Here is a 21266-nt window from a genome sequence, read left to right as displayed (position 1 = left end):
CAGACGCGACGACGCGGCCGCCGAGGGTGGCAGGCGGGCAGGGCACTGTCGCTGCCCGGTCCGATACACCGATTGGATACCGTCCGCGTCGGTACCCGGTCCGCTGGTTTGCCGCCCGGGGCGCGGCCCGCAGGGTGGTCAGGCCGCGCCCAGCGGCCCGTTACTGCCAGGCCCCACCGGACCGGTGGCGACGCTGGCGCTGGTGGCGTCGCGGAGGATCTCGCGTGGCATCAGCCGGCCCGACCGGTAGCAGATCCCGATACCGGCGATCAGCACGAAGATCGCCCCGAAGGTCTGCAACGAATCGATCAGCGCACCGCCGATGCCGAGCAGCGGGCTGGCGATGATCAGCATCGCCCCGTCCCCGATGCTGAACGTGCCCGAGCGGGCCACCGCCCACCCGGTCAGCAACCAGCCGACCGTGTAGCAGGTCGCGCCGACCAGCACCAGCGACCGGGCGGTGGTGCCGAAGACCGGGGTGTGCTCGGAGAGCCCGGCAAAGGGCAGCATGAGCACCGTGCCGGCGATGCTAACCAGTAGCCCGGCCACCGCGGCGTGCCGGCTACGGGTGGCTGCGAGCAGGCCGGTCAGCCCCAGCAGGGCAAGCAGGCCGAGCCAGACCGCGGCCACCCAGCCGATCAGGTACAGCGCCCGGCCGTCGGCCGGGTAGGGGTCGTTGCCCACCCCGCCGTCGCTGGCCATGGCCACCGCGCCGTAGAGGAGGGCGTACGCCGGGAGCAGCCAGACCGCGGCGCGGGCCAGCCGCCGCAGCGACCAGGCCCAACTGGCGTTGGTGGCCGGTCCGGGCGGCGCCGGCTCGTCCACGAAGGGCAGCACGCCGAATCCGCCGCCGGTCCGCCGGCTACCGAGCGGTCCGTTGGGATCGTGTGCTCCGGGCACGTCCGACACGGACCACAATCGCCTCACCGGTTCCATCCGTCACCTCGCTCACTCGCGCGCGGTGCCGGGACCCCGAAGCGCCCCGATGCCTGGTCACCACCCGCCCTAGGACCGATGGTGGCAGGCACCGGAGCGCCTCATGAGTCTTTCTCGCGTTTAGCCCGATCAGCCCGTTACGACCGAACGGCCGGGCCAGGTCACCCCGGGCCCGGCCGTATTCGCTCAGCCGCGCTCGCGCTGATCCGAGGTGTCGTTGAGCAGGCTCGCCGGGGAGACCGGCTCCGGAGCGGGCAGCCCCTGCGGCGGTTTGCTGCCGGTGGCCTGCGCCTCAGCGACACGTACCTCGTCGTGGATCTCCTGGGCCGCCGCGGCGGCGGCCTGCGCGGCCTCTGCCGCCTCCCGCTCCACCGCGCTGGCGTCGTCGGACGCCTCCTTGCTCGGCACGTCGCCGACCATCTGGCTCAGCCCGCCGAGCGCGCCGCCCATGCCCTCCAGGGCCTTGGTCAGCTCGGCCGGCACGATCCACACCTTGTTGGCCGTGCCGTTGGCGATCTGCGGCAACGCCTGGAGGTATTGGTAGGCGAGCACCTTCTGGCTCGGGTTGGCCTGGTGGATGGCGTCGAACACCTTACGGATCGCCTTCGCCTGGCCCTCGGCCTGCAGGATGCGGGCCTGCCGGTCACCGTCGGCACGCAGCACCGCCGCCTGCTTCTCACCCTCGGCGGAGAGGATCTGCGACTGCTTGTGCCCCTCGGCGGTCAGGATCGCGGCCCGGCGGTCCCGCTCGGCGCGCATCTGCTTCTCCATCGAGTCACGGATGCTGGGCGGCGGCTCGATCGCCTTGATCTCGACCCGGGTCACCTTGATGCCCCACCGGCCGGTGGTCTCGTCCAGCACGCCCGAAAGGTGCCGGTTGATCTCCTCACGGCTGGTGAGAGCACGCTCCAGGTCAAGCGAACCGATCACGTTACGCAGGGTGGTGACGGTGAGCTGCTCTATCGCCTGGAGGAAGTTGGAGATCTCGTAGGTGGCCCGGACGGCGTCCACCACCTTGAAGTAGAGGACGGTGTCGATCGACACGACCAGGTTGTCCGAGGTGATCACCGGCTGCGGCGGGAAGCTGACCACCTGCTCACGCATGTCGACCTTGGTACGCACCGCGTCCACGAACGGGACGAGAATGTTCAGCCCCGGGTTCAGGGTGCGCTTGTACCGGCCCAGCCGCTCGACCACGTCCTGACGCTGCTGCGGCACGATCCGCACCGACTTGGCCAGAGTGATCACCGCAATCAACGCCAAGGCTATCAACAGGACCGGGAACACGAGTTCCATCCGTTCACCTTTCCGCTTCGGGCAGCTCAGCGGGCGTCGCGACGTCCCGCCACACCAGGGCTAGCGCTCCCTTGACCTGAATAACCTGCACCCGTTCGCCGGGTGCGAAAACCTGGGTGGCGTCATAGGCGCGGGCACTCCACACCTCACCGTCGATTTTCACCATCCCCCGGTCGGCGTCGACCTGCTCCAGCACCAGGGCGGTGGAGCCCTCGATCGCCTCGACCCCGAAAACGGCTTCGTCACTGTCGGAACTGGTCTGCTTGTGCCGCTGGATCACCGGACGCGCGGCGAACACGGTCAGCGCCGACACCACGGCGAAGACCACCGCCTGCACGGCCACCGGCGCGCCGAGCGCCGCAGCGCCGGCAGCGGCGAACGCACCGATCGCAAACATGATCAGAAACAGGGTCGCCGTGAAGATCTCAGCGACCGCGAGCACCACACCCAACACGATCCACAGCACGGCATCCACAGTTAGATCGTGACATGGCAATGCACGTGTCATCGAACTGTCATGATCGTAGCAGGGCGACAACCACCATTGAGGGAGAGTTCGTGTCCCTACGTCCCGAAACCACTCGCCAGGTCGACGCGCTGGTGGCCGACGCGCAGTCCGCCGGCCACGTCCCGTCGCTGATCGTCGGCGTGGTCCGCGGCGGCGGCCTGGCGCACGTGACCAGCGTCGGCGAGCAACCGAGCCCTGACGTCGATCTGCAGTACCGGATCAGTTCGATCACCAAGACCATGACCGCCGTGCTGATCATGCAGGAGCGCGACGCCGGCTTCGCCAACTCGTACGGCTTCCGCAGCGGCCACATCGGCGCGCTCGGCCAGCAGGTCCTCACCCGCGTGCTGGACGCCGAGCCCCGGCCAAGCCTCCCGTGGCGCCCAGCCCTCGGCCGACGTGGCCGCGCTGGCCGGTCGCTGGTGATGGATGGGCACGCCGCTCGACATCAGCTGGGACGTGCCACCGGCGAGCTGATCGGCGCGCTCCGCGGTGAACTGCTCAGCCGCTACGCCCTCGACGCGCCGGACCGGTGGCGCGGGCGCAGTGGGCCCGAGGACGGCGAGACGCTGACCGTGCTGCGTGACGAGACGGGCCGGCCGGTCGCCCTGGACATCGCCACGTTCGTCTTCACCCGTACCCCCGACGACGAACCCTGACCACCTGCCGGCCGTGGCTGTCAGGGCGTGCTCGACCTGACAGCCACGCCTTCCGGAACCGGTGGTGGCGGGGCCGGGCGACGCCGGGACAGGCGGCGGACCGCGGTGTTGAGCACGGCGACCAGCGGTACCGCGACGAGCGCGCCGAAGATCCCGTCGAGCACCACACCGGCGGTCACCGCCAGCACCACGGGCAGCGGGTGCAGGGCCACCGCCCGGCCCATGATCCACGGCTGGAGGATGTTCCCCTCGACCTGCTGGACCACGATCACCGCCCCGAGGATGATCAGCGCGGTGACCCAGCCGCCGTCGACGAGTGCGACCAGGACCGCGACCGCACCGGACAGCGTCGCGCCGACGATCGGGATGAACGCGCCGAGGAACACCAGGGCGGCCAGGGGGAAGGCGAACGGCACGTCGAACACCACGAGGGCGATGCCGATACCCACCGCGTCGATGAACGCCACCAGCACCGTGGCCCGCACGTAGGCGACCAGGGTCAGCCAGGAGGCGCGGCCCGCGTCGTCGGCCGGCCAGCGGGCGGCGACCGGGAACGTCCCGACGACGAACCGCCAGATCCGCTCGCCGTCGCGGAGGAAGAAGAACGTCGCGAAGAGCACCAGCAGGGTGCCGGTGAGCACCTCGACCACGGTGCCGGCGGTGGAGATCGCGCCGTCGGTCAGCGACTGGCTGTTCTCATTGATCCAGTTCTGCCCGGCCTCGATGTACTGGTCGAGCTGGCCGTCGGAGAGGTTGAGTGGCCCCTCGCGCAGCCAGTCCTGGATCTGCCCGATGCCGGCCGAGGCGCTGGCGGTCAACTCGGGCAGCCCGGCGATGAACTGGTTGACCACCAGGGTCAGCGTGCCGACCACCGCGGCCAGCCCGCCGATCAGCACCACGGCGGTGGCGAGCGTCCGGGGAAACCGGGCCCGCAGCAGCCAGCCGACGGCAGGCGCCAGCAACGCGGCGAGCAGGAGTGCCACCAGCAACGGGACGATGACGATGCGGATGGCCCCGACGAACCGCAGCAACGCCCAGCCGACGATACCGATGACGATCAGTCGCCACGACCAGGCGGCGGCGATCCGCAGCGCCCTGGGCACGTCCGCGTCGTCGCGGCTGGTGGTCGACGGCGGTCCGCCGTCGCCTCCCGGTCCGAAGGTCTCGGGCGCCGGGCCGGCGATCCGCCTCTCGGACTCCTCGGCACGCTCCGCCCGGCGGGCGCGCTCACGCTCCCGGGCCGCCTGTACCGACTCGCGTCCCGCCTCGTACGCCTGGCGCAACCGCTGCCGCAATCGCTGGGACCGGTTCAAAACGGGTACCCCCGGGGGTGGGTAGGTGTCAGGCTGTCCACGGTAGTGGTCCGGCACCTCCTACGCGCGGGCGCCTCATCCTGCCGGCTCGGTCACGAAGTCGATCAACCGCTCCATCGCGTTGATCAGCGGCGTCTCCACGTCGGCGAAGCTGTCCACCCTGGACAGGATGTGCCGCCACATGGCGGCTGGCTCGCCGACACCGAGCGCGGCACAGACGCCCTCCTTCCAGGGCCGCCCCGGCGGCACCACCGGCCACGCCGCGATGCCCAGCGCCCCCGGCTTCACCGCCTGCCACACGTCGACGTACGGGTGGCCGGTGACCAGGACGTGCGGTGCGTTCACCCGGGCCACGATCCGGCTCTCCTTGGAGCCGGGCACGAGGTGGTCGACCAGCACCCCGAGCCGACGGTCGGGATCGGGGCCGAAGTGGCGTACCTCGGCGTCGAGGGCGTCGATGCCCGACAGCGGCTCCACCACCACCCCCTCGACGCGCAGGTCGTCGCCCCAGATCCGTTCGACCAGGGCGGCGTCGTGCACGCCCTCCACCCAGATCCGGCTGGCTCGGGCGACCCGGGCGCGTACCCCGTCGACCGCGACCGAGCCCGACGCGGTACGGCGACGCGCCGCCGGCGCCGGGGACCTGGTCGGGCGGCGCAGGGTGACCGACTGCCCGTCGAGCAGGAACGCGGCCGGCAGCAGCGGGAAGTTGCGCCGCCGGCCGTGCCGGTCCTCCAGCACCACCGCGCCGGAGTCGAAGCCGGCCACCGCCCCGCAGAAACCCGAGTCGGCGTCCTCGACCACGAGATCCGGTTCGGCGTCGACCACCGGCACCACCTTCCGCCGCCGCCAGTCCCCCGCCAACACGTCCTCACCCTTGCGCCGCCCCATCCCGACACGCTATTCCCACCCCACCCCACCCACCCGTCCGACACCCCCAACCCCTCCCCACTGAAACGACCACGCAGTTGTGGCACGTTACGAAAGCTTTGACCAAAAACGAATCTCCCGCCGCAACTGCATGATCGGCGCGGCGGGGAGGTGTGGGCGCGGCAGTCGAGACACGGACGGGCGTCACCACGTACTCTTTCGGCATGTCCACCCCCGCTGCGGGCGCGGCCATCCTCGCGCCGCGCCGGTCGAGCCGGTTCGTCGCCTGGGTACGCGCGTGGCGCGCCGGCCTGGTGCCCTTCGACGAGGTGGCCGACGCGGTCGCCGGCCACGAGGAGCACCTGGTGGCCGACGCGCCCGGCACCTGGACAGACGTGTCGCTGCGGGAGGCCCTACCCACCCTGGCCAAACTCTCGCCGGACGAGATACGGCTGGTGCTGCCCGCCCCGGGCGACCCCCGTGGCCTGCCCGGGCCGGGTGACTTCGCCGGCGCCGCCCTGATCGCCGGCGAAGCGGTGATCGCCGGGCCGCTGGGCCTGATCCCCGAGGTGCGCGTGCACACCTCCGGCTCCGGGGACACCTTCTCCACGGTGCTCTGGCGCTTCTACCCGCTGCCGGCGAATGCTCCCGCCGCATCGCTCACGCTGCCCGGCGCCGCCGAGGCCGAAGCCGAACTGGCCGCCGCGCTGGCTGAGACCACCGCAGCGCTCACCCGGCTCGACGTGGCCCAATGGCGCCCGGAACTGGCCGGCGCCCTGGAGGCGCTACGCCGCCCCGACGGCACCACCGATCTGCCGCCCGGCTTCGACCCCCGGGCCCGCCGGCTGTTCGCCCGCGCCGCCGTCCTGGACCGCGTGCTCGCCCTGGCCGGCCACGTCGCGCCGGGTGGGGCGGTCAACAACCACGAGGCCCAGCAGCGCGACGCCGCCCTGCGCCCGCTGACCGCAGCCTGCCGACAGGCACTGGTGGCCGCCTGCAACGCCCCGCTACGCCCCTGAGCCCGAGCAGGGCGCGCTCACCAGGGCGACCTTCCCGCGTCACCGACGACCGACGCTCAGATCTCGCCGATCAGGTCGGCCACCGAGTTGACGGTCCGCGACGGGCGGTACGGGTAGCGTTCCGCCTCCGCCCGGGTGCTGATCCCGGTCAGCACGAGAATCGTCTCCAGCCCGGCCTCCAGCCCGCAGAGGATGTCGGTGTCCATCCGGTCGCCGATCATCGCGGTGCTCTCCGAGTGCGCGTTGATCGTGTTCAGCGCGGAGCGCATCATCATCGGGTTGGGCTTACCGACGAAGTACGGCTCCACGCCGGTCGCCTTGGAGATCATCGCGGCGACCGAGCCGGCAGCCGGCAGGGCACCCTCCACCGAGGGGCCGGTGGCGTCGGGATTGGTGCAGATGAACCGGGCCCCGTCGTTGATCAGTCGGACCGCCTTGGTGATCGCCTCGAAACTGTAGGTGCGGGTCTCCCCCAGCACCACGTAGTCGGGAGCGAAGTCGCTGAGCACGTAGCCCACCGCGTGCAGGGCCGTGGTCAGCCCAGCCTCCCCGATCACGTACGCGGTGCCGCCCGGCCGCTGGTCGGCCAGGAACTGGGCGGTAGCCAGGGCGGAGGACCAGATCGCCTGTTCCGGCACGTCCAGACCCATCCGGGCGAGCCTGGCCCGTAGGTCCCGCGGCGTGTAGATCGAGTTGTTGGTCAGTACCAGGAACGGCTTGCCGGAGGTACGCAGCCGGGTGACGAACTCCGGCGCGCCGGGCACCGGCTGGCCCTCGTGCACCAACACGCCGTCCATGTCGGTCAGCCAACTCTCGACGGGCTTACGGTCTTGCATGGTCGTCATCCCCAGGTGTCGAAGTCGCCGAGCGGTCAGGACGGGCGGCGGGGCGGGACACAGCAGACCGTGGCACACGTGTCCCACATCGGCAGTTCGCCGAGGCGGCGGCGCAGGGCGGCACCGTCCGGGTCGGTCCGTTCCCGCACCAGCTCGCGCACCATCGCCACGAAGCGTGGGTCGACGCCCGGGGTGCCGGCGCGGACGAAGTCCAGACCGAGCTGCTTGGCCGTGTCCAGCGCCTCGGTGTCGAGGTCCCACACCACCTCCAGGTGGTCGGAGACGAAACCGATCGGGCTCACCACCACACCGGTCACCCCCTGCTGGACCAACGTGGCCAGATGATCGTTGATGTCCGGCTCCAGCCACGGCACGTGCGGCGGGCCGGACCGGCTCTGCCAGACCAGGTCGTACGGCAGGTCCGGGGCGGCCGCCGCGTGCACCAGCCGGGCGGTCTCGGCGAGTTGGGCGGTGTACCGGCCGCCGTGCGGCCCGGCGCTGTCGGCCGCCGGGACGGGGATGGAGTGTGCGGTGAAGACGAGCCGGGTGCTGTCCCGTCGCGCCGGGTCGAGTCGGGCCAGGGCCGTCCGCACCGCGTCGACGTGCGGCTCGACGAAACCGGGATGGTCCCAGAACTGACGAATCTTCTCGATTACCGGCGCGTCGGAGCCAACCGCCGCCCGGGCCGCGCTGATGTCCTCCTGGTACTGCCGGCAGGAGGAGTAGCCGCCGTAGGCGCTGGTGGCGAATGCCAGTGCCCGCCGTACGCCGTCGTCGCGCAGCTGTGCCACGGTGTCGGCGAGCATCGGGTGCCAGTTCCGGTTTCCCCAGTACACGGGCAGGTCAAGGCCGTTGGCAGCGAAGTCCGCGCGGACCGCCGCGAGCAGGTCCCGACACTGCTGGTTGATCGGGGAGACCCCACCGAAGTGCTGGTAGTGCTCGGCGACCTCGGCCAGCCGCTGCGGCGGCACGCCCCGACCTCGGGTCACGTTCTGCAGGAACGGCAGCACGTCGTCCGGCCCCTCCGGGCCACCGAAGGAAACCAGCACCACCGCGTCGTACTCCATGAGGCCATTCTTCCCGGTGCCCGGCGGTGACCTGGCGACGCCCCCGGGTCCCGGCCGTCAACAGGGGGCCTTGCTATACCGCAGGCGTTAACAGGAGTCCGGCCTTTCGGCTAGGCGCCGATGGCGTGGTAGCCGCCGTCGACGTGCACGATCTCGCCGGTGGTGGCCGGGAACCAGTCGGACAGCAGCGCCAGGCAGGCGCGGGCGGCCGGCTCCTGGTTGGTGAGGTCCCAGCCCAGCGGCGCCCGCTCGGCCCAGGCGTCCTCGAACTGCTCGAAGCCGGGGATCGACCTGGCCGCCATGGTGCGCAGCGGGCCGGCGGCGACCAGGTTGCTGCGGATGCCCTCCTTACCCAGGTGCAGCGCGAGGTATCGGGAGGCGGATTCCAGCCCGGCCTTGGCCACGCCCATCCAGTCGTAGACCGGCCACGCCTTGGTGGCGTCGAAGGTCAGCCCGACCACCGAGCCCCCCGGCGACATCAGTGGCAACGCCGCGACGGCGAGGGACTTGTAGGAGTACGTCGAGACGTGCAGCGCGGTCGACACGTCCTCCCAGGAGGCGTCGAGGTAGCCGCCGCCGAGGCAGCTCTGCGGGGCGAAGCCGATCGAGTGGACCACCCCGTCGAGGCCGTCGACGTGTTCGCGAACTCGGTCGGCCAGCCCGGCGAGGTGTTCGGGGCTGGTCACGTCCAGCTCGATGATGGGGGCCGGCTCGGGCAGCCGCTTGGCGATCCGCTCCACCAGCGAGAGGCGGCCGTAGCCGGTGAGCACGACCTGGGCGCCGTTCTCCTGGGCGAGCTTCGCCACCGAGAAGGCGATCGAGGCGTCGGTGATGACGCCGGTGACGAGCAGCCGCTTACCGGCCAACAGTCCGGACATTTCGCTCATTCCTCCGTACTATCTGAGTCAGTGGCCCATACCCAGGCCACCGTCGACCGGGATGACCGCGCCGGAAACGTAGCCGGCACCGTCGCCGGCCAGCCAGGCGACCACTGCGGCGACCTCGTCCGGGCTGGCCATCCGGCCCGCCGGGATCGACCTGAGGATCTCCGCCTTGCGCTCCGGCGACAGTCCGGCAGTCATGTCGGTCTCGATGAAGCCCGGCGCGACCACGTTGGCGGTTATGTTCCGGCCGCCCAACTCCCGGGTGATCGAACGGGCGACCCCGACCAGGCCCGCCTTGCTGGCCGCGTAGTTGACCTGACCCGCGCCGCCGGAGAGGCCGACCACCGAGGAGACAAAGATCATTCGGCCCCACCTGGCCCGCAGCATCTTCCCGGAGGCCCGCTTCGCGCACCGGTACGCGCCGGTCAAGTTGGTGTCCAACACCCGGGTGAACTGCTCCTCGGACATCCGCAGCAGCAGGGTGTCGTCGGTGATCCCGGCGTTGGCGACCAGCACCTCCACCGGCCCGAACTCGGCCTCGACGGCCGCGAAGGCGGCGTCGACCGACTCGGCGTCGGTGATGTCACACCGCACGCCGAACACGCCGTCGGGGGCCCCGCTGCCCCGGTGGGTGATCGCGACCCGGTCACCCTGCTTGGCGAAGGCCTGGGCGATGGCCAGGCCGATCCCGCGGTTGCCTCCGGTAACCAGCACAGTTCGTGACACGGTGCGTCCCCTCCAAAGATCGCTGCGGGTTGGAGACTAGGCGCTACCGCACGGTAATCACTAACCGTCGCACCTCGTGACGGCGCACCACCCGGGGGGCGACCTGCGGTCGACGCGGCCGGCGGTCGGCCGATCGGCCGAGTGTGTCCCGCCCCCGACGCCGGTGTACGCTCATCCCCGTTTGCGGGTCGCTCGGCGACCCGCCCGCCCGACCCCGACCGCAGGAGGTGATCGCTGTGCCAGATAGCGATCCTCCCAGTCGTGGCCGGGCCGATCACCAGCCACGCTGAGCACTGCTCCGCCTGAGCTGGCCCGCTCCCGCGTCATCCGCCCGCACATCACCGGCGTTCTCCGCCGGTCCGGCTGGGCTGGCGGTGCCACCGGAAGCTCCCGGTCACGACTTCGTGTGTGCGTTCTGATCCACTCTGCGGTCCGTCCCGCCCGGCCGCCGTCGCCACTCCGGAGCCTCCCATGAGCCGCTACGTCGCCCCGCTGGGCTTCACCCTCGCCGCCGTCTGGGTGGCCGTCCTCTTCGTCCTGGCCAGCGCCACCCACTGACCCTCCCCCGCGTTCAGAGCATTCGGGAGGACCAGAGCAGGCTGAGGGCACCGGCGCACAGCGCCAGCAGCAACGCCACTCCGGCGTACCACTGGGTGATCTCCCTCGGTTCGGTGCGGAACCCGACGGAGCTGCCCATGTCCTGGTACACCTGCTTCAGCTCGCTGACCGTGGTCGCCTCGTAGAAGTAGCCCTCGGTGGTTTCGGCCAGTTCCGCGAGGGCGAGTCGATCCACCGGCACTCGCTGCAACTGGCCGCCGATGTCGACGTGTCCGACATCGGTGCCGAAGGCGATCGTGGAGACCGGCACGTTCGCCGCCTGTGCCGCCGCGGCCGCCTCCTCCACCGCCCGACCGGCCGTCCGGTAGCCGTCGGACAGCAGCACGATCCGGGCCGGTGGGATCCCCGACGCGCCGTCGGCCGGCACCGATCGGATCGCCTCCAGGCAGGTGAAGACCGCCTCACCGGTCGCGGTCGCCTCGGCCAGCACCAGCCCGTCGATGGCGCCGGTCACCGCCGGGCGGTCCTTGGTCGGCGGCACCAGCACGTTGGCCGACTTGGCGAACGAGACCAGCCCGACGTTGTACGTCTCGGGCAGCTCCGCAACGAACTGCTTGGCCGCCTCCTGCGCCGCCTCCAGCCGGTTCGGGGGCACATCGTCCGCCTGCATGGACAACGACACGTCGATGGCCAACATAATCGTGGCCCGTTCCAGTGGCTCCCGGGTGTCCATCGCCGGCCGCGCCAGCGCACCCGTCAACACCAGAAGGGCCAGCAGGAACGCGGTGGCCGGCACGTGCCGACGCCAGCCCAGCCCCTTCGGCGCCACGGTACGCAACAGATCCACGTTGGTGAACCGCAACGCGTAGTCCCGGCGGCGCAGCTGCCGCCAGACGTACAGTGCGGCGAGGGCGAGCACCGGCAGCACGGCCAGCAGCCACCACGGTTGCAGCAGTCGAATCATCGTGTCGTCCCTCGGGTGCGGGCGTGCCGCTGCGCGGCCACGAAACGCACCATGTCCAGCAGCCAGTCTCGGTCCGTACGCAGGCGCAGGTGGGCGGCGCCCGCGGCGCGCATCGCGGCGGCGATCTCCGCCCGCTGCGCGGCCGCGGCCGCGGCGTAACGGTGCCGCAGGCTCGGATCGGCGGTCTGCACCTCGTGCAGTTCGCCGGTCTCCGGGTCGACCACCGGGAGCACTCCGACGTCGGGCAGCTCCAGCTCCCGGGGGTCGACCACCTCGATCGCCAGCACGTCGTGTCGCACCCGGAGCTTGCGCAGCGGACGCGCCCACTGCGCCGGCGGGGTGAGGAAATCGGAGATGACCACCGCGACGCCACGCCGTCGGGGCGGACGGTTGAGCATGTCGACCAGCGCACCGAGGTCACCCCGGCCCGCACGGATCTCGGTGCCCGCGATGGCGCGCAGCATGCCCTGTGCCTCCTTGCGCCCGGATCGGGCGGGCAGCCGGACCAACCGGCCCGGAGCGGCCACCGGCGGCACCCCCCGCCGGGCCCGTCGGGGGCCCGACGGTTCGCCGCCGCTGCCCACGACCGCCCCGATCCGGTTTCCGCCCCGCACGGTCAGGTGGGTGATCGCCGCCGCCGCCGCGACCACCACCTCCCGCTTGAGCCACCGGCCGGTGCCGAAGTCCAGGCTCGCCGACAGGTCCACCGCCAACCAGGTCTCCAGTTCCCGGTCCGCCACCGTACGCCGCACGTGGGGTGTGGTCGTGCGGGCGGTGACCGGCCAGTCCATCCGGCGTACGTCGTCGCCGGGGCGGTACTCCCGCGACTCACCCGCCTCGCTGCCCGGTCCGGGCAGCAGTCCCGCGTAGTCGCCCTGGAGCAACCCGTCGAGCTTGCGGGTGACCATCAGTTGCAGCCGGGCCAGTACCGCGCCGGAACGGTCGGTGGCCATGTCCGGTGGGCGGGCCGGATCTCCGGGTCGAGGGGTGGTCGAGGTCACGGCCGCGGCCCGGGCCACCCCGAGGTCGGGGCCACGGCACCGGGCGGCGGCGTGGCCTGTTGCCGGGGCGCCACCGACGGCAACGGGATGGTCGACATCACCCGGTGCACCACGTGGTCGGCCGGCACGTCGTCGGCGAGCGCGTCGTAACTGAGCACCAGCCGGTGCCGCAGGATATCCGGCGCGATGTCCTGCACGTCCTGTGGCAGGGCGTAGTCGCGTCCGCGCAGCAGCGCCAGCGCCCGGGTCGCCCGGACCAGCCCGAGCGAGGCACGTGGGCTGGCACCGTACTGGATCAGTTGCGCCACGTCGGGCATGCCGTGTTCGGCCGGCGTACGGGTGGCCAGCACCAGCCGGACCGCGTAGTCGACCAGCGCGTTGTGCACGAACACCTGGTCGGCCTTGTGCTGCAGGGCGATCAGGTCGGCGGTGTCGAACACGGCGGTCGGCTCGGGTGGGGCCACCCCCATCCGGTAGACGATCTCCCGTTCCTCGGCGTCGGTCGGGTACCCCACGATGATTTTCATCAGGAAGCGGTCCCGCTGTGCCTCCGGCAACGGATAGACCCCCTCCTGCTCGATCGGGTTCTGGGTCGCCATCACCAGGAACGGGTTGGGCACCCGGTGGGTCTCACCGCCGATGGAGACCTGCCGTTCGCTCATCACCTCCAGCAACGCCGACTGCACCTTGGCCGGCGCCCGGTTGATCTCGTCGGCGAGCAGGAAGTTGACGAAGACGGGGCCCAGCTCCACGTCGAACTTCTCGCTGGACTGGCGGTAGATGCGGGTACCCATGATGTCGGCCGGCACCAGGTCCGGGGTGAACTGCACCCGGGCGAACGACCCGCCGACCACCTCGGCGAGGGTTTCGACCGCGAGGGTCTTGGCCACCCCGGGCACGCCCTCCAGCAGGCAGTGGCCCCGGGCGAGCAGCGCGACGAACATCCGCTCGATCATCAGGTCCTGCCCGACGATCACCTTTTTGATCTCGAACAGCGCCCGCTCCAGCAGGGTGGCGTCCTGCGCCGGGGTGGTCAGCGGCGCAGCCGCCTGCGGTTGCGTGCCGTTCGGCGTCGGGGCCTCGGGCGTGGTCGGCTGGGCCACTGGTCCTCCACAGCGTGATCGGTCGTCGCGGCGTGTGCGGTACCAAGCCTCGCATGCCCGGCTGAGGACCGACGGAGGGAGCGACCGAATTCCGCCACGCCGTCCCGCGACCGGCGAATCGCCGATCGCCGGTGGACAGAAACTCCCCCCGCGTGTGTACCATTCATCCGTCGCCGGGCGGCTTCCCCCGTGGCCGCCCGGCGCTCACTCTTTCGCCGGTCGCCATAGACTGGCCGAGATGAACGACCCTGACACCATCGCCGAGGCCCCGATCTGTTCGGCCCGCGGGTGTCGTGCCCCGGCCGCCTGGTCACTGCGCTGGAACAATCCTCGCCTGCACCGGCCTGAGCGGCGCAAGACGTGGCTCGCCTGCGACACCCACCGCTCGACTCTCGGCGATTTTCTCGCCGCGCGCGGCTTCCTGCGTGAGGTCACCCCGCTGGCCGAATCGCCTACGCTCGAACAGTGGACGCGTACAACGGAACCGCAGTCGCCGTCGGAAAGCTGGTCCGGTGAGCGCGAGGAGTGAGCTTGCGAGCCCCGCAGTCGCGAACGGAAAGCTGGTCCGGTGAGCGATGACGTACCCGGCGGCCCGCCGCCGACACCGTCGACCGTGCCGAGCGGCCCGCTCGAACCGTGGCCGGACACCGTCCGGTGGCAGGCGATCTCGACAGATCTGATCTGGGTGGAGCTGTTGCGTCTGATCGCCGGGGTGGCCGTCGTCTCGACCGTACTCGGCGTCGGCTGGGCGCTCACCGACTCGTGGCCGTTCGGCGTGGCGCTCGCCGGGGTCCTACTGTTCGCCGCCTGGCGGGCGGTGACCATCGTCCGGGCGGTACGCGCCTGGGGCTACGCCGAACGCGAGGACGACCTGCTGGTCCGGCACGGGCTGCTGGTCCGCCGACTGTCGATCGTCCCGTACTCCCGGATGCAGTTCGTCGACGTCAGCGCCGGGCCGCTGGAGCGCGCGTTCGACCTGGCCACCGTGCAGTTGCACACCGCTGCCGCAGCGAGCGACGCCCGGGTGCCCGGCCTGCGGCCGGCGGAGGCGTCCCGGCTGCGTGACCGACTCACCGCGCTCGGCGAGGACCGGGCGGAAGGGCTTTGAGCGGCCCCGCCGCCCCGGGCCCGGAGCACGTCCCGCCCGCTCCGGACCACGTCCCGCCAGCCCTGGATCACCTGACGGCCGCTCCGGACCCGCACCCAGCTGCGCCCGCCCTCGGCGCCACCACGCCCGCGCCCGCGGACGTACCGCCGTCACCACCGCACCCGCCCGGTGGCTGGCCCGGACCGCCGCCGGACGCCATGCTGTCGCGGCAGCGCCTGCACCCGCTGAGTCCGGCCCTGCACGGCGCGAAGTCCCTGGTGGTGGTCATCGCCGGGCTGTCCTGGTCGACGCTGTCCCGGGTTGGGTTCGGCTGGTTCGTGGCGATGGTGATCGTGCTCGCCCTCGGCGCGAGCGTGCTGGCCGTGGTCAGCTGGTACAACACCGGGTACCAGATCGTCGGCCGGGAGCTGCGCATCCACGAGGGGCTGCTGTGGCGACGGACCCGGGCGATCCCGCTGGAACGGCTCCAGGCCGTCGAGGTGGTCCGGCCGCTGCTCGCCCAGCTCACCGGTCTGGCGGAGCTGCGACTTGAGGTGGTCGGCGGCGGCAAGACGGAGGCGCCGCTCGCCTTTCTCAGTGTCGCCGAGGCGGCGGTGCTGCGGCAGCGCCTGCTGGCCCTGGCCGGCCACCCCGCGGCCTCGGCCCCGGCCGGCGTCACGCAGGCGCAGCACGCGGCACCGGCCGGAGACGAACCGTCCGGGCCGCCCGGCCGGCTGTTGCACGCGGTACGCAACCGGGACCTGTTGATCAGCCAACTGCTGACCCCGCAGGCGTTCCTGCTGCCGTTCGGTGTGGCCTTCGTGGCGACGCAGTTCCTGTCCGAGGGTTCCTGGTCCTTCGTCGCGGTAGCGAGCACGCTCACCGCGATGGCGGGCGTACTGCTGCAACCCGTCCGACGGGTGCTCGACGACTGGCGGTTCCAGCTGTCCCGTGACGACGACCGGCTGCGGATCCGCAACGGCCTGCTGGAGACCAGGGTGCAGACCGTTCCGCTGCACCGGGTGCAGACCGTGGGAGTGACCTGGCCGCTGCTGTGGCGGTTCAAGGGCTGGCTACGCCTGCGCCTCGAGGTTGCCGGCTACGCCGCGGGCGAGCTCGACGGACGCAACCGGCCGGACCGGCTGCTCCCCGTCGGTGACCAGCCGACCGGCGAGGCAGTCGTTGCCGAGGTGCTGCCGGGTGTCGCGCTGTCGTCACTGCCGCTGAGCCGGCCGCCGACCCGGGCCCGCTGGGTCAACCCGCTGAGCCGCCAGGTCCTCGGCGCCGGCCTGACCGAGCAGGTTTTCGTCGTACGCTCCGGCCTGCTCACCCGTCGGCTGACGATCGTGCCCTACGCCCGCTTTCAGAGCGTGCGGGTGGTGCGGGGGCCGGTGCAGCGCCTACTCGGGCTGGCGACCGTACACGTCGACACCGCCGGCGGCTCCGGCGCGGCGGCGGTGGACCGGGACGTCGCGGATGCCTGGGCGCTGGCGGCGGAGCTGACCGTCCGGTCCGAGCTCGCCCGACGTACGACCTGACCCCGGCCGGTGCCGGGATCAGCGGACGGCGGGAATTTCGGGCGGCTCGGCGGGGGCCGGCTCGGCGGGGGCCGGGCGAGTCTTCCGCCGGGCCCACCAGCGTTCGGCAAGGCCGACGAAGAGGAAGGCCATCCCGACGTACGCCCAACCGACGAACACGTCGATCACGTAGTGCTCGCCGCTGTAGACCAGCGTGAAGGTCATCGCCAGCGGGTACGCCAGCAGCAGCGGCCACCAGCGGCGCCGGACGCTGCGTAGGAAGAACAGCACCACGAAGAGCGCGAAGGCGGTGTGCAGCGACGGCATCGCGGCCACCGGATTCGAGGCCAACTGCCCGGCGTTGAGCAGGTTGCCGGCGCCGTGCATGCCGAACGCCTTCCAGCCCCGGGTGGAGATCCGGGCGACCTCCTCGATCAGGCCGTTCTGCGCCGCCCACCACGGTGGCGCGGCCGGGTAGAGGAAGTAGGTGACCAGGCCGGTGGCGCAGAGGAACGCCCACCGCCGCATGAACGCCGCCCACTGGCTGCGCTCGCGCATCCAGAGCACCGCGGCGGCGGCCAGCGCGGCCACGAAGTGCGAGAAGTACACCCAGCTGGCGAGGACGTCCCACCACCGCACCTCGGGCTGGTAGAAGTGCTGCTGGAGCCAGACCGTCGGTACCTGGCCGTCCATCGCCCAGCCGAACATCAGCCGGTCCGCCAGGATCAGCTCGTATGCGTGCGGGACCGTACCGTCGTGGTAGGCGAAGCCACGGGAAAGGTTGTAGGCGACCAGTAGCAGCACCACCGGCACCCAGTCGCGGGCGAAACGCAGGTGGCTGCGCCACGGCCGTGCGGAGTTCCAGGCGATGGTCCCGGCCCAGATCCAGAAGAATGCGTAGACCGGGTCGGTGGGTAGGCCGATGATGAGCCAGCCCGCGACGAAGGCGACGCCCCACACCGACATGGCGACCACCCGCCGGCGACCGCCGTCGGGCGTGGCGGTCGGCTCGGTCGGGGCCGGGGACTGGGGATCGGTCATGGCAGACATCGCGGACAAGGTTAACGGCGCATCAAGCCCATGGAGGGAAGGGGCCCCGCCTACCGCCTCACGTATAGGAAGGGCCCCTGTCTGAACCCGGCCCGCGCACCCCCCGGCCCGGTTCGAGCACCTACGCTGTGGCCATGCAGGAGCAGCCGGATCGTGCCCTGACGCCGGGCTTGACCGCCCGGGTCGAGTTGACCGTCACCGACGCCGACACCGCCCAGGCGGTCGGCTCCGGCGACGTACCGGTGCTCGGCACCCCTCGGGTGGTCGCGCTGGCCGAGGCGGCATCCGTGGCGGCGACCGCCCGGCACCTGCCCACCGGGTCGACCACCGTGGGCAGCCGGGTCGAGCTGGATCACCGGGCCGCGACGCCGGTCGGCCGGACGGTGGCGGCACAGGCCCGGCTGACCACCGTCGACCGGCGCCGGCTGGTGTTCGAGATCACCGTCACCGAGGGCGGGCAGACCGTGGCCGAAGGCCGGGTGGAGCGGATCCTGGTCGACCGGCACCGGTTCGTCGAGCGTGCCGGCCAGCCGTCATGACCGGCCGTTTCGTCGAGGTCTCCGACCGGGTGCTTGTGCTGCGCGAGCCGCTGCTCGCGGTCAACGTCACCCTGGTGCTGGGCGACGGCGCCGCGCTGCTGGTCGACACGCTCTCCACCGCCGGACAGGCCACCAAGCTGGCCGCCGCCGTGCGCGCGGTCACCGGCGATCCGCTGACGCTGGTGAACACCCACCACCATTTCGATCACTGCTTCGGCAACGCCACGCTCGCCGGCGCCCAGGCCCGCCCGATCTGGGCGCACGAACTGGCCGCCGCCGCGATCCGCGACGAACCCGACCGGTTACGCCAGGAGGCGTACGCGGAGCTGCACGACGGTCATCCGGAACTCGCCGCCGAGCTGGCCGAGACCGCCCTGCTCGCACCCACTCACACCGTGCACACCGAGGCCACCCTCGACGTCGGTGGCCGGCGGGTGGTGCTGCGCCACCCGGGCCGGGGCCACACCGACGCCGACCTCGTGGTGCGGGTACCGGATGTCGATTTGCTGGTCGCCGGTGACCTGGTCGAGCAGTCCGGCCCGCCGGCGTTCGAGGATTCCTACCCGTTGCAGTGGCCCGACGCGCTGGCCGAGCTGCTGAGATGGACCTCGCCGGCGACCGTGGTGGTGCCCGGGCACGGTGAACCGGTCGACGCGGAGTTCGTCCGGGCACAGCATGCCCAACTGGTCGAGTTGGCCTGGCTGATCCGGGCCGGGCACACCGGCAGCGCCCCACCGGAGCGGGTCGCGGCTGACGCTCCGTTCCCGGCCCGGCAGGCACTGATCGCCGCCCGCCGCGGCTACGCCGAGCTGGACGGCACCGCCTGAGCAGACGCCCTGGTCGTCAACCACCGAACCTCTGGCGTACCTCGGCGTGGGTGGGCATGGCAACCGCACCACCGGGGCGCTCACAGACCAGCCCGGCGACCCGCAACGCGAAGGCGACACGGTCGCGCCAACCAGCCGGTTCCAGCGGCTCACCGCCGGTCAGCAGGTCGGCGACGAGGGCAGCCATCACCGAGTCGCCCGCGCCCGTGGCGTCGACGGCTTCGACCTTCGGTGCCGGTACGCGTACCGGATCGGTGCCGGCGGCGGCGACCAGCGCACCCGCGGCACCCAGGGTGAGCACGACGGTTGCCGCGCCCAGCTCGCGCAGGTACACCGCAACCGACTCGACCGGCTCACCGGGATACAGCAGCTCAGCGTCGGCGGCGCTGAGCTTCACCAGGTGCGCGCCGGCGGCGAACTCGGCGACCACCGCCCGCAACCCGGACAGCGCCGCCGCGCCGTCCAGCAGCCGGGGGCGGACGTTGGGGTCGAAGACCCGCAGGCCACGCGTCAGGGACCAGGCCCTACGGGCGGCGGCCAACGTAGCCGGCGACAGCAGCACGATCGAGCCACAGTAGACCACGTCGGCCTCATCGATCAACGAGACGTCGACCTGGTCGGGGTCGAGCATCGAGTAGGAGGGCGGTTCGCCGTAGAAGCGGAAGTCCGGCTCCGCCCCGGCTAAGGTGGCCACGGCCAGCGTCGTCGGTGCCGCCACGGTCACCGCTCCGACCAGACCCACCTGCTCGACGGTCAGAAAGTCGCGGATCCGGTCGGCCAGCACGTCGTCACCGAACGACCCGACGAACTGCACCGCCCCACCGAGCCGGGCGATCCCGACGGCGACGTTCAGCGGGCCACCGCCGATCGCCTGCCGATAGACCGGCACGCCGGCACACTCGGTGTCCAGCAGGTCGACGAGCGCCTCGCCGAGCACCACCGCGTATCCCATCGTCGGGTCCTTCCGTCAGCGTCCGTGTTGCCCAGGCTGGCACAGCGGTGCGTGCCGGGCGTGGAAGCCACGGTATTGGCGGGCCGAGGCCGACCCGACGCCGGGGCCGTTCAGACGCATCGACAGTCGACTATTGCGCCGACGCGTCTGACATGCTGAGATGGTGGTGCCGGGTGGCGCGGGGCTGCGCGTCACCGGCGCCGGGTTCATATCACGCGAGGGCTTTCATTCGCGTCGTCAGATCGCTGGCGGCACCGTGCCGGTCGGGCCATCCTTCCCGTCCGCAGGCCGCCGTATCGTCGCATTCGCCCTCAGCAGCGAGGCGGCCCTCCCGCCTCCTCGCGCTTCCAGCGGAGCACACCCACTCGATGTGCTCCGCGAGTCAGGAGAACCCGTGCACCGACCTCGTCTGGCCGCGCTGCTGACCGCGGCCGTCACCCTCGTCGCGGGCGCGGTCGCGTTGACCGCCAACCCCGACCCGGCCGCCGCGCACGGCGCGGCGATGACGCCGGGCGCCCGAACCTTCCTCTGCTGGAAGGACGGACTGTCCCCCACCGGCGAGATCCGGCCACAGAATCCGGCCTGTGCCGCCGCGGTCGCCCAGAGCGGCCCCAACTCGCTCTACAACTGGTTCAGCGTGCTGCGCTCCGACGCCGGTGGTCGGACCACCGGTTTCATCCCCGACGGCCAGCTGTGCAGCGGTGGCGCCACCGGCTTCCGTGGGTTCGACCTGGCCCGCAACGACTGGCCGTTGACCCACCTCACGGCCGGCCGGTCCATCGAGTTCAAGTACAGCAACTGGGCCCACCACCCGGGCACGTTCTACTTCTACGTGACCAAGAACAGCTGGAGCCCGACCCGGGCGCTGGCCTGGAGCGACCTGGAGACTCAGCCGTTCCTGACGGTGACCAACCCACCGCAGCGCGGCGCGGTCGGCACCAACGACGGCCACTACTACTTCACCGGCAACCTGCCATCCAACAAGAGCGGCCGGCACATCATCTACTCTCGGTGGGTCCGCTCGGACAGCCAGGAGAACTTCTTCGGCTGCTCCGATGTGACCTTCGACGGCGGTAACGGCGAGGTCACCGGCATCGGCTCGGACGGTACCACCCCGCCGCCGAACCCGACCACCCCGCCGCCGAGCCCGACCACGCCCCCGCCGAACCCGACCACCCCGCCGCCGGGGCACAGCGGTGACTGCATGGCCATCTACCGGATCACCAGCACCTGGTCCGGCGGCTTCCAGGGCGAGGTCGAGATCACGAACCACGGCAGTACGCCGTTCAACGGCTGGACGGCGAGCTGGACCTGGCCGAGTGGTCAACAGATCAACCAGATCTGGAACGCGACCCAGACCACGTCCGGATCGTCGGTGACAGTGCGCAACGTGTCGTACAACGGCAACGTCGGCGTCGAGGCCAGTACGACGTTCGGCTTCCTCGGCAGCACCACGGGCACCAACAGCCTGCCCACGGTCACCTGCGCCCGCAGCTGACCCGTACCAGCTGTTAAAAGGGGCCCCCTACTGTGCCTCAGGCGGTAGCAGGGGGC

The 21266-nt window shown here is 71.6% G+C and carries 23 protein-coding genes; 9 read left to right on the top strand and 14 right to left on the bottom strand.

From position 1 onward, the window contains the following. Positions 1 to 138: 138 nt before the first annotated feature. The 3 genes from ACFHWY_RS09445 to ACFHWY_RS09435 all read right to left on the bottom strand — a co-directional run bounded on the left by ACFHWY_RS09445 (position 139) and on the right by ACFHWY_RS09435 (position 2707). Positions 139 to 936, bottom strand: a complete 798-nt coding sequence (locus ACFHWY_RS09445) for a hypothetical protein (protein ID WP_416579736.1) — start codon at positions 934 to 936, stop codon at positions 139 to 141. 186 nt (positions 937 to 1122) lie between these two features. Further along, a complete protein-coding gene (locus ACFHWY_RS09440) occupies positions 1123 to 2232 on the bottom strand; it encodes an SPFH domain-containing protein (protein ID WP_416579735.1) in 1110 nt (369 codons plus the stop codon). A gap of 4 nt (positions 2233 to 2236) precedes the next feature. Next, complete coding sequence (locus ACFHWY_RS09435) at positions 2237 to 2707, bottom strand: NfeD family protein (RefSeq protein ID WP_416579734.1); 471 nt, start codon at positions 2705 to 2707, stop codon at positions 2237 to 2239. An 83-nt stretch (positions 2708 to 2790) separates the two neighbouring features. Between ACFHWY_RS09435 and ACFHWY_RS09430 the strand changes: the two genes are divergently transcribed. Next, on the top strand, positions 2791 to 3399 hold the full coding sequence (locus ACFHWY_RS09430; RefSeq protein WP_416579733.1) for a serine hydrolase: 609 nt from the start codon (positions 2791 to 2793) through the stop codon (positions 3397 to 3399). A 20-nt stretch (positions 3400 to 3419) separates the two neighbouring features. Here ACFHWY_RS09430 and ACFHWY_RS09425 read toward each other — a convergent pair whose 3' ends face one another. Both ACFHWY_RS09425 and ACFHWY_RS09420 read right to left on the bottom strand, forming a co-directional pair. Continuing rightward, entirely contained in the window at positions 3420 to 4712 is a 1293-nt protein-coding gene (locus ACFHWY_RS09425; protein ID WP_416579732.1) for an AI-2E family transporter, read from the bottom strand. Positions 4713 to 4787: 75 nt separating this feature from the next. Continuing rightward, the gene (locus ACFHWY_RS09420; protein ID WP_416579731.1) at positions 4788 to 5603 is read right to left on the bottom strand and encodes a DUF3097 domain-containing protein; all 816 of its coding nucleotides are present in this window, start codon (positions 5601 to 5603) and stop codon (positions 4788 to 4790) included. 203 nt (positions 5604 to 5806) lie between these two features. Here ACFHWY_RS09420 and ACFHWY_RS09415 point away from each other — a divergent pair, with 203 nt between their 5' ends. Beyond that, positions 5807 to 6601 (top strand): hypothetical protein, encoded by a 795-nt coding sequence (locus tag ACFHWY_RS09415; RefSeq protein ID WP_416579730.1) that lies wholly within the window; start codon positions 5807 to 5809, stop codon positions 6599 to 6601. 56 nt (positions 6602 to 6657) lie between these two features. Here ACFHWY_RS09415 and ACFHWY_RS09410 read toward each other — a convergent pair whose 3' ends face one another. From ACFHWY_RS09410 to fabG, 4 genes are all read right to left on the bottom strand, one after another. Continuing rightward, positions 6658 to 7524, bottom strand: coding sequence for an HAD-IIA family hydrolase (locus ACFHWY_RS09410; RefSeq protein WP_416579729.1), 867 nt, complete (start codon positions 7522 to 7524; stop codon positions 6658 to 6660). Then, positions 7473 to 8504: a ferrochelatase gene (locus tag ACFHWY_RS09405; protein ID WP_416579728.1), complete on the bottom strand. Its 1032-nt coding sequence runs from the start codon at positions 8502 to 8504 to the stop codon at positions 7473 to 7475. Before ACFHWY_RS09405 ends, ACFHWY_RS09410 begins: the two co-directional genes overlap by 52 nt. A gap of 110 nt (positions 8505 to 8614) precedes the next feature. Beyond that, positions 8615 to 9382, bottom strand: a complete 768-nt coding sequence (fabI, locus tag ACFHWY_RS09400) for an enoyl-ACP reductase FabI (protein ID WP_416579756.1) — start codon at positions 9380 to 9382, stop codon at positions 8615 to 8617. Between the two features lie 27 nt (positions 9383 to 9409). Then, positions 9410 to 10114 carry a 3-oxoacyl-ACP reductase FabG gene (gene fabG, locus ACFHWY_RS09395; RefSeq protein WP_416579727.1) on the bottom strand — a complete coding sequence of 235 codons (705 nt, stop codon included), beginning with the start codon at positions 10112 to 10114 and terminating at the stop codon, positions 9410 to 9412. A 408-nt stretch (positions 10115 to 10522) separates the two neighbouring features. On the opposite strand from fabG, the gene ACFHWY_RS09390 reads away from it, so the two are divergent. Beyond that, positions 10523 to 10672, top strand: coding sequence for a hypothetical protein (locus ACFHWY_RS09390; RefSeq protein ID WP_416579726.1), 150 nt, complete (start codon positions 10523 to 10525; stop codon positions 10670 to 10672). A gap of 13 nt (positions 10673 to 10685) precedes the next feature. Here the strand turns inward: ACFHWY_RS09390 and ACFHWY_RS09385 are convergent, their stop codons facing one another. Genes ACFHWY_RS09385 through ACFHWY_RS09375 form a run of 3 tightly spaced genes read right to left on the bottom strand, consistent with a single transcriptional unit; the run spans position 10686 to position 13740 of the window. After that, complete coding sequence (locus ACFHWY_RS09385) at positions 10686 to 11636, bottom strand: VWA domain-containing protein (RefSeq protein WP_416579725.1); 951 nt, start codon at positions 11634 to 11636, stop codon at positions 10686 to 10688. Continuing rightward, positions 11633 to 12655, bottom strand: a complete 1023-nt coding sequence (locus ACFHWY_RS09380) for a DUF58 domain-containing protein (protein ID WP_416579724.1) — start codon at positions 12653 to 12655, stop codon at positions 11633 to 11635. The genes ACFHWY_RS09385 and ACFHWY_RS09380 overlap by 4 nt, the downstream gene beginning before the upstream one ends. After that, positions 12634 to 13740, bottom strand: coding sequence for an AAA family ATPase (locus ACFHWY_RS09375; protein WP_416579723.1), 1107 nt, complete (start codon positions 13738 to 13740; stop codon positions 12634 to 12636). Before ACFHWY_RS09375 ends, ACFHWY_RS09380 begins: the two co-directional genes overlap by 22 nt. 238 nt (positions 13741 to 13978) lie before the next feature. On the opposite strand from ACFHWY_RS09375, the gene ACFHWY_RS09370 reads away from it, so the two are divergent. From ACFHWY_RS09370 to ACFHWY_RS09360, 3 genes are read left to right on the top strand one after another with little or no spacing between them, the layout of a single operon-like run. Beyond that, positions 13979 to 14269: a hypothetical protein gene (locus ACFHWY_RS09370; RefSeq protein WP_416579722.1), complete on the top strand. Its 291-nt coding sequence runs from the start codon at positions 13979 to 13981 to the stop codon at positions 14267 to 14269. A gap of 39 nt (positions 14270 to 14308) precedes the next feature. Beyond that, positions 14309 to 14848 carry a PH domain-containing protein gene (locus tag ACFHWY_RS09365; RefSeq protein ID WP_416579721.1) on the top strand — a complete coding sequence of 180 codons (540 nt, stop codon included), beginning with the start codon at positions 14309 to 14311 and terminating at the stop codon, positions 14846 to 14848. Continuing rightward, positions 14845 to 16365, top strand: a complete 1521-nt coding sequence (locus ACFHWY_RS09360; RefSeq protein ID WP_416579720.1) for a PH domain-containing protein — start codon at positions 14845 to 14847, stop codon at positions 16363 to 16365. The genes ACFHWY_RS09365 and ACFHWY_RS09360 overlap by 4 nt, the downstream gene beginning before the upstream one ends. Positions 16366 to 16383: 18 nt before the next feature. Here ACFHWY_RS09360 and ACFHWY_RS09355 read toward each other — a convergent pair whose 3' ends face one another. Next, positions 16384 to 17394 (bottom strand): phosphatase PAP2 family protein, encoded by a 1011-nt coding sequence (locus ACFHWY_RS09355; protein ID WP_416579719.1) that lies wholly within the window; start codon positions 17392 to 17394, stop codon positions 16384 to 16386. Positions 17395 to 17528: 134 nt separating this feature from the next. Between ACFHWY_RS09355 and ACFHWY_RS09350 the strand changes: the two genes are divergently transcribed. Further along, positions 17529 to 17933: a thioesterase family protein gene (locus tag ACFHWY_RS09350; protein WP_416579718.1), complete on the top strand. Its 405-nt coding sequence runs from the start codon at positions 17529 to 17531 to the stop codon at positions 17931 to 17933. Next, positions 17930 to 18760 carry an MBL fold metallo-hydrolase gene (locus ACFHWY_RS09345; protein WP_416579717.1) on the top strand — a complete coding sequence of 277 codons (831 nt, stop codon included), beginning with the start codon at positions 17930 to 17932 and terminating at the stop codon, positions 18758 to 18760. Before ACFHWY_RS09350 ends, ACFHWY_RS09345 begins: the two co-directional genes overlap by 4 nt. A 16-nt stretch (positions 18761 to 18776) precedes the next feature. Here ACFHWY_RS09345 and ACFHWY_RS09340 read toward each other — a convergent pair whose 3' ends face one another. Continuing rightward, a complete protein-coding gene (locus ACFHWY_RS09340; protein WP_416579716.1) occupies positions 18777 to 19712 on the bottom strand; it encodes a carbohydrate kinase family protein in 936 nt (311 codons plus the stop codon). A gap of 394 nt (positions 19713 to 20106) precedes the next feature. Between ACFHWY_RS09340 and ACFHWY_RS09335 the strand changes: the two genes are divergently transcribed. After that, complete coding sequence (locus tag ACFHWY_RS09335; RefSeq protein WP_416579715.1) at positions 20107 to 21210, top strand: lytic polysaccharide monooxygenase auxiliary activity family 9 protein; 1104 nt, start codon at positions 20107 to 20109, stop codon at positions 21208 to 21210. Positions 21211 to 21266: the final 56 nt, after the last annotated feature.

This window comes from Micromonospora sp. LOL_024 (genome assembly GCF_048060415.1).
Taxonomy (GTDB): Bacteria; Actinomycetota; Actinomycetes; order Mycobacteriales; family Micromonosporaceae; genus Micromonospora.
This window is presented reverse-complemented; position numbering and strand designations above follow the sequence as displayed.